This is a genomic window from Flavobacterium muglaense, assembly GCF_014305155.1.
Lineage (GTDB): Bacteria > Bacteroidota > Bacteroidia > Flavobacteriales > Flavobacteriaceae > Flavobacterium > Flavobacterium muglaense.
In genome coordinates this window covers 16,892-32,141 of sequence record NZ_JACRUK010000018.1, presented here as the reverse complement: position 1 = coordinate 32,141, position 15,250 = coordinate 16,892, and the positions used below count along the sequence as shown (strand labels likewise).

At 36.0% G+C, this 15,250-nt stretch carries 9 protein-coding genes; 1 reads left to right on the top strand and 8 read right to left on the bottom strand.

Going from position 1 to position 15,250, the window contains the following annotated elements:
• Positions 1-595: 595 nt before the first annotated feature.
• The 8 genes from H8R24_RS09190 to recG form a co-directional block, all read right to left on the bottom strand.
• On the bottom strand, positions 596-1,906 hold the full coding sequence (locus H8R24_RS09190) for a TolC family protein (RefSeq protein ID WP_187018304.1): 1,311 nt from the start codon (positions 1,904-1,906) through the stop codon (positions 596-598).
• 1 nt (position 1,907) lies between these two features.
• Positions 1,908-5,003, bottom strand: coding sequence for an efflux RND transporter permease subunit (locus H8R24_RS09185; protein WP_187018280.1), 3,096 nt, complete (start codon positions 5,001-5,003; stop codon positions 1,908-1,910).
• Between the two features lie 43 nt (positions 5,004-5,046).
• Complete coding sequence (locus H8R24_RS09180) at positions 5,047-6,108, bottom strand: efflux RND transporter periplasmic adaptor subunit (RefSeq protein WP_187018281.1); 1,062 nt, start codon at positions 6,106-6,108, stop codon at positions 5,047-5,049.
• Positions 6,109-6,591: 483 nt separating this feature from the next.
• Positions 6,592-7,764, bottom strand: coding sequence for a pyridoxal-phosphate-dependent aminotransferase family protein (locus H8R24_RS09175; protein WP_187018282.1), 1,173 nt, complete (start codon positions 7,762-7,764; stop codon positions 6,592-6,594).
• A 6-nt stretch (positions 7,765-7,770) separates the two neighbouring features.
• On the bottom strand, positions 7,771-8,250 hold the full coding sequence (rraA, locus tag H8R24_RS09170) for a ribonuclease E activity regulator RraA (RefSeq protein ID WP_222617385.1): 480 nt from the start codon (positions 8,248-8,250) through the stop codon (positions 7,771-7,773).
• A 90-nt stretch (positions 8,251-8,340) separates the two neighbouring features.
• Positions 8,341-9,966 carry an isocitrate lyase gene (locus H8R24_RS09165; RefSeq protein WP_187018283.1) on the bottom strand — a complete coding sequence of 542 codons (1,626 nt, stop codon included), beginning with the start codon at positions 9,964-9,966 and terminating at the stop codon, positions 8,341-8,343.
• A gap of 73 nt (positions 9,967-10,039) precedes the next feature.
• The gene (aceB, locus tag H8R24_RS09160) at positions 10,040-11,638 is read right to left on the bottom strand and encodes a malate synthase A (protein WP_187018284.1); all 1,599 of its coding nucleotides are present in this window, start codon (positions 11,636-11,638) and stop codon (positions 10,040-10,042) included.
• A gap of 623 nt (positions 11,639-12,261) precedes the next feature.
• Positions 12,262-14,367 (bottom strand): ATP-dependent DNA helicase RecG, encoded by a 2,106-nt coding sequence (gene recG, locus H8R24_RS09155; RefSeq protein WP_187018285.1) that lies wholly within the window; start codon positions 14,365-14,367, stop codon positions 12,262-12,264.
• A 356-nt stretch (positions 14,368-14,723) separates the two neighbouring features.
• Between recG and H8R24_RS09150 the strand changes: the two genes are divergently transcribed.
• On the top strand, positions 14,724-15,170 hold the full coding sequence (locus tag H8R24_RS09150) for a YhcH/YjgK/YiaL family protein (RefSeq protein ID WP_187018286.1): 447 nt from the start codon (positions 14,724-14,726) through the stop codon (positions 15,168-15,170).
• Positions 15,171-15,250 lie beyond the last annotated feature (80 nt).

Genomic DNA, 15,250 nt, shown 5'->3' with positions numbered 1-15,250 from the left:
TACCTCTTTTTTATAGTTAATAATGGCTATGTCTCTAGCTGGTAAAAAAGATATCATGAATAAAAAAAAATAATCTAAAACATTTAACCACATAGAAACATAGAAAAAAAGTAAAAAATAGAACAATTATTGTTTTCACAAAGAGAGACTATGCTTAAAGAAAAAGCGCTCTGTACCTCTTTTTTATAGTTAATAATGGCTATGTCCCTATGTGGTAAAAAAGATATCATGAATAAAAAAAAATAATAATCTAAAATATTTAATCACATAGAAACATAGAAAAAAGTAAATGATAGACCAATTATTGTTTTCACAAAGGGAGACTATGCTTAAAGCAAAAGCGCTCTGTACCTCTTTTTTTATAGTTAATAATGGCTATGTCTCTATGTGGTAAAAAAGATATCATGAATAAAAAATATTAATAATCTAAAATATTTAACCACATAGAAACATAGAAAAAAGTAAAAGATAGAACAATTATTGTTTTCACAAGCTAGACTATGTGGAAAGCAAAATCGTTCTGTAACTCCTTTTTTTAGATAATATTGGCTATGTTTCTATGTGGTAAAAAAAAAAACATAAACTACTTGATCATTTAAAAATTGATAGTTCCTGTCAATTCTTTTAAGGCAATTTCGGATAGTTTTGCTTGAAACTGTGCATCGCTATAACGCACTTTAGCATTAACATAATTCAATTGTGCAGTTCTAAACTCAATGGTTGTTATGGTCCCAATGCGGAACTTATCTAACGTAATATCAAGATTTTGCTTGGCGATAGCCTCATTGGTTTCCTCGAGTGTGATGAGTTCTAAGTTGGTCAAATACGTTTGATACGCCATAGCGAGTTGGCTGTTTAAGGCCAAATTTTGTTGATCAATTTGGATGTTTGTATTCTCAATTTGTAAACCAGCAATTTTTTCATTTCGGCGTTGCGCAAAACCATCAAATATGTTTAACGAAGCGCTAAAACCATAATTCAAACCACGAGCAGATGATTGGGTTGTAAATCCCAAACTTGATTCGTTTTTGGCAAACTTGTAACCGGTATTTACAGCCACAGTAGGGTAGCGGCCTGATTTTACTTGCTTCAGTTCAAGTTCGGCTACTTTTTTAGCAATGATTAAGGACTCGATTTGTGGGTTTTGCTTTTCCGCTCGTGCTTTTAATTCGGCATAATCTAGTTTGTTTTCCATTTCAAAATGGTCCATCACTTTAAAATCGATTTGGGTGTCTCTTGCTAACAATTGGTTCAAAGTAACTTTTGAATTTTTATACAATTCTTGCTGTCTCAACAGCGCTACTTTATCTGTATTGATATCCACTTGCGCATTTAGCACTTCTAATTTTGAGGCTTTTCCAATTGTAAAACGATTTTTGGCTAGATTGACACGTTGATTCGAAATCACAATGGTAGTATCTAAAGCGGCTAGTTGTTGCTGCTGTTGAACTAAGTTATAATAAGCCGCTTGCACATCACTAATTTTTGTGATGATTGTTAGTTTTAACTGTGTTTCACCTAGCTTTTGTAATTGCTCTAGTTGTTCCTTTTTGGCAAACATTTTGAATCCATCAAAAATAGTCCAATCCAATCCGAGACCGTAATTCAAACTATTGCTTTTAGCATTATCTAGGCTAGTAGTAGTACCGTCTGATCGGGTTTGTGATAAGTTTTGCAAGTTGTTGTTTTGCGTTACTGAGGCAGTCGCGGTAGGCAACATACCTGCATTACCCGCGCTTACATTAGTCTGACTTATTTTTAAGTCGTTCTTAGCAATCTTGATTTCGTAATTGTTTTCAAGAGCAATTTTTACCGCTTCTTCCAGCGATAATACTTCCTGAGCATTTCCTTTTATGAAGCAAAAGAAAAGCAGTAGTACCGTTTTGATAATTATTTTGTGGTTCATCTTATTTACTTTCGTTTTCATATTCTTCAATGTGATCAAATTCTGGGTAATGTTTGCGGGCTTTAGACCACATTAAATACAAGGCAGGAATAACAAATAAGGTTAATACCAAAGAGAAAATGGTTCCTCCTACGATGACAACTCCCATCCCAATTCTACTCGTTGAAGCTGCTCCAAGTGACATCGCAATTGGTAATGCCCCTAATGAAATGGCCAAACTGGTCATTAAAATAGGACGCAAACGTGCCTCCGAAGCTTCAAGAATGGCTTCGAGTTTTGGTTTACCTTGTTCTCGCAGCTGATTAGCAAATTCTACAATTAAAATCCCGTTTTTAGTCACCAAACCAATCAACATTACGGTTCCAATCTGGCTAAAGATATTCCAAGTTTGGTCAAACAACCACAACGAGAATAAAGCTCCAGCAACGGCCATAGGCACTGTTAGAATAATTATAAATGGATCTACAAAACTTTCGAATTGTGCAGCAAGTATTAAGAAGATTAATAACAAAGCCAGTCCAAAAGCAAAAGAAGTATTCGAACTACTCTCTACAAAATCTCTGGATTCACCACCTAAATCAGTAGTGAAAGTATCGTCTAGTACTTTGGCTCTAATTCTTTCCATGGCTTCAATACCATCGCTGATACTTTTGCCTGGAGCGAGAGCTGCTGATACGGTAGCCGACATGAATCGATTATTATGATACAACTGTGGGGGCTTACTTTGTTCCTCTGTACTCACAATATTGTCCATCTGGATTAGTTCTCCTTTGTTGTTTTTGACATACATTGAAGTTAAATCCAATGGTTTTGATCGGTCTTTTTGATCAAATTGTCCAATAACTTGGTATTGTTTTCCTTTTTTCATGAAATACCCAAAGCGTTGTCCGCTTAAGGATAACTGCAAAGTTTGCGCAATATCAATTACGGATATCCCTAAACTCTCCGCTTTTTCACGATCAATAGTTACATTGATTTCAGGTTTGTTGAATTTTAAATTCACATCAGTCATGGCAAAAGTAGGATCTTTATCTGCTTCTTCCATAAACTCCGGAATCTTCTCTTCTAATTTGGCAAAACTCTGCGTTTGAATAATGTATTGAATAGGCAAACCACCACGTCTACTTACTGCAATGGTAGGTTGTTGTGTTACTGATGTTTTTGCATCAGGATATTGTTTGGTCCACTTGGTTAGTTTTTCGGCAATTTGATCTTGTGATAGTTTTCTGTCTGTTTTCTCTTTTAATGAAAGTCGAACAAAACCGCTATTTACAGATGAGGATCCAAAACCTGGCGAAGTCACCACTAAACTCACTTGTTTCTCCGGAATAGAGTCATCTACTAATTGTGATATTTCTTGCATGAAACGATCGGTGTATTCATAACTGGAACCTTCAGGTGCAGTCATTCTCAGGATTAGCGAACTTCTATCGTCATAAGGTGCTGTTTCTTTTTGCAACAAATTATAAAATACAAAGATCAAGGCAAAACAAGCAAATAAAATAGGGAAGCTCCACCATTTTTTGGCCATGAATTTGCTTAGTGCATTGGCGTACTTGCTGTTTAGTTTTTGAAAGTACGGTTCGGTTGCAACATAAAATTTTGATTTTTTCTGTTCGCCGCCTTTCATTAAATACGCGTTTAACATTGGCGTAAGCGTTAAAGAAACAAAAGCCGAAATCAAAACTGCCGCACCAATCACGACACCAAACTCTCGGAAGAGTCGGCCCACAAAACCTTCTAAAAAGATTACTGGTAAAAAAACCGCTGCTAGGGTTATGGATATCGAAATAACCGCAAAAAAGATTTCGTTAGATCCTTTTATAGCTGCCTCGATAGGCGTCATACCTTCTTCTACTTTTTTGAAAATATTTTCGGTGACTACAATTCCGTCATCCACTACCAATCCAGTGGCTAAAACAATCGCTAACAATGTCAGTACATTAATTGAAAACCCAAACAACCACATGATAAAGAATGTAGCAATTAAAGAAACTGGAATATCAATTAAAGGACGGAATGCGATGGCCCAATCCCGAAAGAATAAGTAGATGATCAAGATTACTAAAAAGATCGAAATCCCTAATGTTTCGGCTACTTCTAGCACTGATTTCTTTACAAATATGGTATTATCCAGCGCAATGTTTAGTTTGATATCTTTAGGTAAATCCTTTTTTAAAGCTTCAAATTGTTCGTAAAAAGCTTTGGATATGTCTAAATAATTAGCCCCTGGTCGCGGTACAATGGCAAGTCCTACTAACGGCAAGCCAGATTGGCTTAATTTAGTTTCGATATTTTCTGGACCTAATTCAGCTCTTCCCACATCGCTCAATCGCACGACTTTTTCACCTTCTGTTCGAATGATGATGTTATTAAATTCTTCGGCTGTAGCCAAATTACCAACAGTTTTCACCGTCAATTCAGTATTATCACCAGTAAGTTTTCCTGAAGGTAATTCTACATTTTGTTTGTTTAAAGCAGTACGCACTTCGGCAACTGTTAATCCATACGATGCTAATTTTACAGGATCAATCCACAAGCGCATAGCATATCGTTTTTGACCCCAAATTTGAACACCACTCACACCAGGAATGGTTTCTAATCGTTGCGAAATCACATTCTCGGCATAATCACTCAATTCAAGTGGCGAACGAGAATCACTTTGTACGGTCATTGAAATAATCGCATCACTATTGGCATCAGCCTTAGAAACCACTGGCGCAGCATCAATATCTTGTGGCAAACTACGAATGGCTTGTGAAACCTTATCACGTACATCATTAGCCGCTTCTTCAAGATCTTTGTCTAAGTTGAATTCAACGGTAATCGAACTACTTCCTTGCGAACTTGAAGAGGTAATATTCCTAATTCCGTCAATAGAGTTGATTGCTTTTTCAAGTGGTTCCGTAATTTGCGATTCAATAATATCACTATTGGCACCCGTGTAATTTGTTCGAATAGAAACCTGAGCAGGATCAATTGAGGGAAATTCACGAACACCTAAATAGGTATACCCAATAATCCCGAACAACACAATTGTCAAATTCATAACAATGGTCATGACAGGCCTTTTTATACTTAATGTAGATAAACTCATTTAGCTTTATATTTATTTTGATAGTTAGGCTTTCGCCAAAAATCTATTTTTTGATACTAATTTTTACAGGCGCATCATTTTTCAGGGCCATTACTCCAGTGGTAATAACAGTATCGCCAGCTTTTAAACCAGATAAGATTAAAAGAGAGGCATCTGTTCTTGTAGCTGTTTCCACCATAATTTCTTTGGCTTTCCCCATATCCGAAATGAATACTTTTTTTCCGTTTTGAACCGGAATCACCGCTTGACTTGGAACAACAATAGCGTCTTTAATTACATCTAGCGGCAATTCTACATTTGCAAAAGTACCGGGTAGTAATTTACCATCTTTATTATCGGTGATGGCGCGCACTTGTAAGGTACGTGTACTAGTTTCTACTGATGGTTCAATGGCATACACTTTGGCAGTATAGGTATCGGTAGAACCTGAAACTTTAAATTTTAATTCGGTATTATTTTTAACTTGATTGGCATATTTTTCAGGAATCGAAAATGTGATTTTTAGTTTTCCAATGTTTACCAGATTTGCTACAAGAACAGTAGGAGAGATGTAGGTTCCCTTAGAAATAGAACGCAAACCAATGCGTCCTGAAAATGGCGCACGAACAGCTGTTTTAGCAATTTGTGCTTTAATCAATTGGCTTTGGGCTCTGGTCGAAGCATGTTCAGCTCTAGCCACATCGTATTCTTCTTGGCTGATGGCTTCTTTTTGCAAAAGCAATTTAGCTCTTCGCTCGTTTTCTGAAGCTAGACTTTCTTTAGTATTTGCTTGACTTAATTGTGCTCTTAACTCGGTGTCGTTAACTTTAAAAAGCAGTTGCCCTTTGGTAACATTGCTTCCTTCTTGAAAATTAATACTTTCGACAATTCCAGATACTTCGGAGCGAATTTCTACTTGTTCATTGGCTTCAATAGAGCCTGATAAAGACAAATTATTATCAAAACTTTGTGGTTGTACCACAATTCCTGACAAACGCATCGCCTTAGATTTTCCAGATTTATCATTTCCAGCATTGTCATTGCTTTTGTTTTCCATTACTCGGTAAGCGATAAAGCCTCCAAAACCAACAACTAGTGCGGTGTATATTATGTATTTTATTTTCATAGGAAGTGCGTATAGTAGGTTTAAGTATTGATAATAATATGTTAAAAAACAAATTTAGGCTTTACATTTCGGAATCGGCAATTTGTTAATTTTTATTTAACGTTTGTGTATACAAACATTTGATTAACGGCATAAATACTGATTTATCTTCAATATTTAAGATGTTTCCGCTTAATCAAAAAATAAAATAGTACGATTTTGAGATCCCAAAAACAAAATAGGACGTTAAAAAAAGGGAAAGGTTTAATGTAGAATTGAAAAAAAATGAAATTACTATGGAATGAAAGTCCATAGATTTGGTTATCAGTCTAAAAGTCTGCTATGTAAAAGCTTTACTACTTATTTTTTTTGCCATTGATTACACTGATTTTTACAAATTAAAGAGTTAGGCTTAGTAAAGGGTATTATTGGTCCATAAAAAAGCCGCATGAAAGTTCGTGCGGCTGAGGAAAAAATATAATGATCCTAGTCGAGATGCATATCTTATGGATTTAATTTTAGTATTTCCGTTTGAAACGTTTGTAACCCTTTTCCAATTTCAAAAGCGTGTCCTAGCTGCGCTAAAGTTCGTTCCAGAGCTCCTAAAACAGCCATAAGATCATTGGCAGAGACTGAACCCATATGACCAATTCTGAAATAGGTTGCTTTAATATCAGGCAATAAACCACCAGCAATAATAATATCGTTGTCATTCATTTTAGCATTAAATGCTGCGCCATCAATTCCTTCAGGATAATAGATTGCAGTTAAGGTATTAGCAGCTAAGGCTGTAGTAGGTAATGTTTTTAAGTTCAACGCTGTGATTGCTGCTCTAAAAGCTTTGGCTAAATCGAGATGTCTTTTTACTCTTTTATCCATGCCTTCTTTACAGATGATTTTCAAGCTTGTCTCTAAGGCTACGACCAAGTTTACCGCTGGTGTCCCAAAATAGGAAGGTCTACGATCTTCATACGCTTGCATAACTGGCAACCAATTACTCCAGTCAGCATAGTAATTTGGAACAGCTGTTTTTCGGTTTTTCCAAACATTCATTGCTTTTTCGGATACCATTAATAAAGCTAATCCTGGTGGTACTCCAACCGCTTTTTGAGAAGCTGTTAAAACAACGTCAAGTCCCCATTCGTCTTGATTTAATTCCTCTGCAGCTACTGAACATACGCCATCTACAATAGTTAATACATCATATTTTTTTGCCAATTCAGCAATGGGTTTTGGATCGATTAATATTCCTGTCGAAGTATCTACCTGTGTAAGAGTTAGTGCTTTGTATGATTTTGTTTTTAGTGCTGCTTCAATAGTTTCAAGAGGTGTGTTTTCGCCTAAAGGTGCTTCTAAAAGTGTTGTGTTAGCACCAGAACGATCTAAAATATCTTTATAACGTTGCCCAAAATAACCCGAAGAAATAACCAACACATTATCTCCTTGCTCGATGAGATTGGCTGCAGCCATATCCATTGCTAATGTACCTGTACCGGCAATGATGAACGGTTGCCCTTTTGGTGCTTTCCAAACTGTTCTCATCAATTCGAGGCTATTGCCAAAAGTTTCAATAAAATTAGGTGCGACGTGACTCGTTGTTGGTATTGCCATCGCTTGTAAAATAGCTGGTTCAAATTCGATTGGACCAGGAATCATTAATAATTTTCTCGCTTTCATAGTTCTTTATTTTAATAAATTAAGTTGGCTTACCAGAATTCCGTCCGCGTCAGCATAGATGTAATGATCTGGAATAAAAGTGGTGCTTCCAAATTGTACTGAAACGCCTGTTTGCCCCTGATTGCGCTTGATGCTTTTCACGGGAGTAGTGTTTAAAGCCTTAATCCCTATATTCATTGTGTTTATGATGCTACTATCCCGGATAGATCCATTTACAATTATGCCTTCCCAATTGTTTTGTATGGCTAAAGTAGCTAATTGATCACCAATTAAGGCACAACGGAGCGAGCCACCGCCATCAATTAAGAGTACTTTTCCAGTTCCGTCGCTTTCTAATTGTTTGCGAACTAAGGAATTGTCTTCAAATAATTGTAACGTAATTATCTGTCCCGAAAATGTTTTTTTGGTACCAAAATGGTTAAAAATGGGATCCGCGCAAGTCAAATGTGTTTCGTGTTCATCCCAAAGATCTGCGGTTGTAAACATAATTATATTTTTAAAGGACTTGGTTTAATAGATCGAATTAGAAAAGGCAACATGATTCCATGTTGCCTTTATTTTCAATAAAAGTGTCAATTAATTTTGTAGTACTAATTCAGGTTTTGCTACCGTTTTTTTGCTTTCGAACTGATCGCTGGTGTTTTTTGCACCATCGGCTTTTAAAGCTTTATCTCCAGCAAAGAACGTTTTGTGATCATCACCTAGGTTTGATCCCGCCATTCTTTGGTGTTTTACACAAGCTACTCCTTTACGAATTTCCTGTCTTTGAACGCCTTTTACGTAAGCCAACATTCCTTGCTCTCCGTAGTATCCCTGCGTTAAATCATTCATGTGAAGCGCAGTTGTATGGTAAGTAGGCAACGTAATTAAGTGGTGGAAAATACCTGCTTCTCTTGAACTATCCAGTTGGAAAGTACTGATTTTTGCATCTGCACGACGACATAAATCCGAATCGTCATATTTAACATCCATTAACGAGCTTCTGTCATAATTAGTCATGTCTTCACCATTTGCAAGCATTTCATCATACGCTTGATTACGGAAATTTAATGTCCAGTTAAAAGAAGGAGAGTTGTTGTACACCAATTTGGCTGTAGGTACTACTTCTCTAATTCTATTTACCATGTGTGCAATTTGTTTCACATTTGGCGTAGGTGTTTCAATCCATAAAAGATCGGCTCCGTTTTGCAAACTCGTGATACAGTCTAAAACAACTCGGTCAATATTTGTTCCTTCTTTAAATTGGTACAAGCCATTTGGCAAACGTACCGGACGTACTAACTTACCATCTCTTTTTAGTAATACATCATCTTCAAGAGCATCTTGAATATCAATTTCTTCGGCATCAACAAATGCTAGGTATTGCGATGCTAAATCGCCTGGTTCTGTGCTTACGGGTAACTTTTGAGTCAAACTAGCGCCTTCTGAATCGGTTCTAGCAACGATGATTCCGTCTTCGATTCCTAGCTCTAAAAAAGCATAACGTATGGCATTAATTTTCGAAAGGAAATCTTCGTGCGGTACTGTTACTTTTCCGTCTTGGTGACCGCATTGTTTTGCATCCGAAACTTGGTTTTCAATTTGAATTGCGCAAGCTCCTGCTTCAATCATTTTTTTAGTTAGCAAATAAGTTGCTTCTTCGTTTCCGAAACCGGCGTCAATATCAGCAATAATTGGAACGATGTGTGTTTCAAAATTATCGATTTGATCTTGTACGTCTTCTCCTTTTTCTAGTCTTCTGAATAAATCATTCAATTCAATCGCATCAGCTTGGCGTAAAAAATCGTAAATTTCTTTTATCAAAGCAGGAACAGTTGTTTTTTCGTGCATTGATTGATCTGGCAAAGGTCCAAATTCTGAACGCAAAGCAGCAACCATCCATCCTGATAAGTAGATGTATCTTTTGTTGGTTGTTTTATGGTGTTTCTTTACGGCAATAATGTTTTGTTGGGCAACAAAACCATGCCAAGAACCTAGTGATTGTGTGTAGTTTGAGGCATTGGCATCATATTCAGCCATGTCTTTTCGCATGATAGCTGCAGTATATTTTGCAATATCAAGGCCTGTTTTAAAACGATTTTGAGTAACCATTCTTGCGGCGCTTTCAGGATTAATAGCGTTCCAAGTAGCTCCGTATTTCGCTTTTAAATCTTTTACAGTTTGCAAAGCAGAACTATAATTACTTTGTTCTAAATTTTTCATAATTTTGTGTTAGTTATTGTTTGTTAATAATTAGATCCTGTTGATTGTGACCGCAATCGCAGGATTGTTTTTTTTATATGTATTTGTAAGCGGGTAGTGTTAGAAATTCTTCGAAATTTTCTGCAATGACCAATTCATCAAAAAGTGAAATAGCCAATTTTAATTTGCTTTTCGTACTGTTTTCTGCTCCAATTTCAGCAGTAATTTTAGCCACTTCATCAGATAGTAATTCTTTGTATAATTTCAGGTCGAATGTGCGCCCGTCTTCCAGTTTTACTTCGTTTTTCAACCATTGCCAGACTTGTGTTCTTGAAATTTCGGCAGTAGCGGCATCTTCCATTAAATTATAGAGCGCTACAGCTCCATGGCCTCTCAACCAAGCTTCGGTGTACAAAATACCTACGTTGATATTTTTTCTAATTCCGGCTTCGCTCACAGTTCCTTCAGGAATAGCGACCAAATCTTGCTCAGTAATATGAACGTCGTCACGTGTAATGTGCAATTGGTTTGGTGTTGGCATGTGTTTGTTGAATTCAGCCATAGCAACCGCAACTAGTGCAGGGTGTGCCACCCAAGTTCCATCGTGCCCGTTTTTAACTTCGCGCTCTTTGTCTTTTCGAACTTTTTCTAAAGCGGCAGCATTTGATGCTTCGTCATTTTTAATCGGAATTTGAGCAGCCATGCCGCCTATCGCAAGAATGCCTCTTTTGTGGCAACGCTGAATAACCAATTTAGAATACGCATCCATAAAGGGTGTAGTCATGGTTACTTGATCGCGGTTAGGAACTACAAAATTGGGGTGGTTTCTAAATTTCTTGATATATGAAAATATGTAATCCCAACGGCCACAATTCAAACCGACAATATGATCTTTCAATTCATAAATAATTTCGTCTAACTGAAAACTAGCAGTAATTGTTTCGACTAAAACCGTTGCTTTAAAAGTTCCTTTTGGCACTTCTAGATATTCTTGAGCAAATTCAAATACTTGGTTCCACCAGCGCGCTTCTAGGTAATGCTCTAATTTGGGTAAATAAAAATAAGGAGCAGTGCCGCTTTTTAACATGATTTGTGTGTTGTGAAAAACATACAATCCAAAGTCAACTAAACTTCCCGAAGCTATTTCATTGTTAATTAAAAGGTGTCTTTCGTCTAAATGTAATCCTCTAGGTCTAACTAATAAAACGGCTGTTTCTTGATTTAAGGTATATGATTTATTGCGTTGTGTATCAATTAACGAAATGGTTTTTTTATTGGCATCAATTAAGTTTTGTTGACCACTTATGGCGTTTTTCCAAGAAGGAGCTGTGCTGTCTTCTAAATCGGCCATGAATGTTTTAGCGCCTGAATTTAATGCATTGATAATCATTTTTCGGTCTACAGGGCCTGTGATTTCTACACGTCTGTCTTGTAAATCATGCGGAATTGTTCCTGCAGTCCAATCAGAATTTCTTATATCAGTAGTTTCTTTAGGAAACTCAGGGAACTTTCCGCTATCAAAAATGACTTGCTGCGCAACTCTTGCTTTTAATAGTTCTAGTCTTTGGCTGTTGAATTTTTCATGCAATGCGGTTATAAATGCTAATGCATCATCAGTTAGAATTTCTGGATAATAATTAGTAACCTCATTTGAAAAGTTAATTTTCGATTGTTTTAAAAATGTGTCTTTCATCGTGCTTATAGATTTATAGTACAATGCTAAAGAATATATATTTACAAAACAAGCGAACGTTCGTTAAATATTCGTTTTTTATTAAAAAAGTATATTCGCAATAATGTAGATTTTAAGCTATTTGTAAGTAGTTGTAAATAAAGATTTTGTTTTGTTTTTGTCATGTTTTTCGGCGCTTGGCGTTGCTTTTTAAACTTAATTATAAGAAGTTATTAAATGCAAAAGGAATATTTTTTCAAAGTAAAATACCAACTGAAATAAAATTAAAAAAAATGGCACTTTTAAAATAATTAAGATTAATCTTATGTTGTTTGTAAAGCAAGAAAGAGGTGAGAAGAGAAGAATTCGATAAAAAGGAAGCTAATAACTTAGAGGATAGAGTTATGAGTGTTATTCTAAATTAGAGTAATTATTAAAAATAAACGAAGTAAATAAGAGTGAAGATAAATGGTAAATTACAGTTTGTCTTATAACAGATTACTTATACCAATACTATTTATAAAACAGTTGAATCGGTAGTTCGAGCATAGTTTAGAACCACGATTGCATCTCGACTGCGCTCGATTTGACAAAAATCAGATTTTAAAAAAAGGGAAGGAAAAATGGATTGGAATGATCTAAAACTAACTAATGTAATTCCAGATGTTTTTCTTTTTGGTAAGTTCGATATAAACTGCTCTAAGGCTTGCGTGTTCTGGTTTTTCGAGCGGTGCATCTTCTTTTAATATTTTCATGGCATAGTTTCTGGCTAGCGCCAAAATGTCTCGATCCTTCACAATATCAGCAATTTGAAGGTTGAGCACACCACTTTGTTGGGTTCCCATTAAGTTTCCAGGACCACGAAGTTTTAGATCCACTTCGGCAATTTCAAAACCATCGTTAGTACTCACCATTGTTTCCATACGGGTTTTACTGTCTGAACTTAATTTATGGCTGGTCATCAGTATGCAATAACTTTGATCGGCACCACGACCCACGCGACCGCGCAATTGGTGCAGTTGTGAGAGTCCAAAACGTTCGGCACTTTCGATAATCATCACCGAAGCATTAGGAACATTGACACCAACTTCAATTACGGTTGTTGCTACCATAATATTGGTTTTACCTTCGCTAAAGCGTTTCATTTCAGCATCTTTATCTGCAGGTTTCATTTTTCCGTGCAAAATAGAAATGGCATATTGAGGTAACGGAAAATCACGCGAAATACTCTCGTAACCGTCCATTAAATCTTTAAAATCCATTTTCTCCGATTCCTGAATTAACGGATATACAATGTAGATTTGGCGTCCTATGGCGATCTGATCACGAATGAATTTCCAAACCTTTAAACGGTTACTGTCATAGCGATGTACCGTTTGAATGGGCTTACGACCAGGAGGCAGTTCATCAATTACGGAAATATCCAGATCACCGTACAAACTCATCGCTAAAGTTCTAGGAATAGGAGTAGCAGTCATCACTAAAACGTGTGGCGGAATGGTGTTTTTTTTCCATAATTTAGAGCGTTGTTCCACTCCAAAACGATGTTGCTCATCAATAACAGCCAATCCTAGATTTTTAAATTTTACTTTGTCCTCTAGTAAAGCGTGAGTCCCAATTAATATTTGCAGACTTCCATCTTCAAGTTCTTCATGAATTTTTCTACGGGCAACGGTTTTACTCGAGCCCGTTAATAATTTTATGTTGATATTTAACGGAGCAGCAAGTTCAGTTAGTCCTATAAAATGCTGGTTAGCCAAAATTTCTGTAGGTGCCATCAAACAAGCTTGAAAACCGTTGTCTAGTGCTAATAACATGGTCATAAAAGCTACGATTGTTTTACCAGATCCTACATCACCTTGTAACAATCGGTTCATTTGGGCATTGGTACCCATATCGGTTCTTATTTCCTTAATCACTCTTTTTTGTGCTCCCGTGAGAGAAAACGGCAAGTGATTTTGATAAAAATTATTAAAAAATTCGCCCACAACTGTAAAAGGATGTCCTTTTATCTTGTGTTTCTGAATCAGGTTTTTAGTAATTAATTGCAACTGAATAAAGAACAATTCTTCAAACTTTAATCGGAATTGGGCTTTCGCCAAAGCGTCACTGCTTTTAGGGAAATGGATGTTGATTAAGGCGTCTCTTTTAGAGATTAGCTTTAATTCAGCAATCAAATAATCAGGTAATGTTTCGGTAAACAACGTATGCGTTTCTATAAATAGCTGTTGCATTATTTTGTTAATCGTACGGTTTGAAATCCCACGATTAGTTAGCTTTTCTGTCGAAGGATACACAGGCTGCATCGCTGATCGCAAGCTTTTTTCATGTTCGCTAAGCAATTCGATCTCAGGATGTGCCATATTGTACATGCCGTTAAACGACGTGCATTTTCCAAAAATTACGCAAACTTCATTGATTTTTAGTAATTCGCGAACCCACTTATGTCCTTGAAACCATACGAGTTCTAATTGTCCTGTATCATCCACAAAAGTGGCTACAAGGCGTTTTCTTCCTTTGCCAAATTCAACCGTTTTTACATTGATAATTTTACCAATGATTTGTACCTCGGCCACATTGTTTTGCAACTCGTTGATTTTGTAATAACGGGTGCGATCAATATAGCGGTTGGGGTAAAAATTAATTAAATCCAGATACTTATGAATTCCCAATTCCTTACGAAGTAGCTCGCCCCGATTGGGACCAACGCCTTTTAAGTATTCAATGGGAGTAAGTAGGAGGTTGTTCATTTATTTGGTTTGGACGCGAATCAAACGGATTGACTTCTCTCGACTGCGCTCGAGATGACAAAAAAACGCGGATTAAAACGGATTTTTAATTTGATGAAGCGAAGATAGTTTTTTGTTTGGAAATTTGGAAATAGGATCGATTGAATCTAAGGTACGGGAATGGCTGGTTTTATTCAAAATCATAATTTTAGGGTTGAAATCTATAGATTATCGAAAAGTAAAAATGTATTGCTTTTGTTTTTAAACAAAATTTCAAAAAACAGCTAAAATAAAAACCGTTCATATGTCTAACAAAACGATAATTTTTCACATTTTTGCAAAAGCAATATATTAGACACAACCATTAAAGATATAAAATGATACTAGATAAAATAGAAAATTACAAGCTATATGCGGGTATTACGGAAAGACTAACCAAAGGATTTGAATTTATAAAAAATACAGATTTGGTTGCCATTGCTTCTGGAATTTATGATATTGAAGACAAAGCTGTTTTTGCCATTGTTCAAGAATATGATACTAAGGAAGAAAAAGATTGTGTATTAGAAGGCCATACAAAGTATATTGACATTCAGTACATTGTTGAAGGAACTGAATTAATGGGTGTTACTACAAAGAACAATCAAAAAGTTGTTACTAGTGATTTAGATAAAGATTATACTTTTTATGAAGGAGAAACGGCTTATATAAAATTAGTTAGCGGAATGTTTACCGTGTTTTTTCCAGATGATTTGCATCGACCTTCTGTTCAAGACGGACAATCGTCTAGAGTGAAAAAAGTTGTGGTGAAAGTGCAAATCTAGATTGTATTAAAATATATTCATTAATCCAGAAGTCGTTATTGCTTCTGGATTTTTTTTGCTGAAAAGCGAAAGAATTGGAT

What these genes read in the sequence shown, in the direction of transcription:
- recG (WP_187018285.1), bottom strand. Translation starts at nt 14,367, where the DNA reads ATGAACAACCTCCTACTTACTCCCATTGAATACTTAAAAGGCGTTGGT.
- H8R24_RS09180 (WP_187018281.1), bottom strand. Translation starts at nt 6,108, where the DNA reads ATGAAAATAAAATACATAATATACACCGCACTAGTTGTTGGTTTTGGA.
- aceB (WP_187018284.1), bottom strand. Translation starts at nt 11,638, where the DNA reads ATGAAAGACACATTTTTAAAACAATCGAAAATTAACTTTTCAAATGAG.
- H8R24_RS09165 (WP_187018283.1), bottom strand. Translation starts at nt 9,966, where the DNA reads ATGAAAAATTTAGAACAAAGTAATTATAGTTCTGCTTTGCAAACTGTA.
- H8R24_RS09185 (WP_187018280.1), bottom strand. Translation starts at nt 5,003, where the DNA reads ATGAGTTTATCTACATTAAGTATAAAAAGGCCTGTCATGACCATTGTT.
- H8R24_RS09190 (WP_187018304.1), bottom strand. Translation starts at nt 1,906, where the DNA reads ATGAACCACAAAATAATTATCAAAACGGTACTACTGCTTTTCTTTTGC.
- H8R24_RS09175 (WP_187018282.1), bottom strand. Translation starts at nt 7,764, where the DNA reads ATGAAAGCGAGAAAATTATTAATGATTCCTGGTCCAATCGAATTTGAA.
- H8R24_RS09150 (WP_187018286.1), top strand. Translation starts at nt 14,724, where the DNA reads ATGATACTAGATAAAATAGAAAATTACAAGCTATATGCGGGTATTACG.
- rraA (WP_222617385.1), bottom strand. Translation starts at nt 8,250, where the DNA reads ATGTTTACAACCGCAGATCTTTGGGATGAACACGAAACACATTTGACT.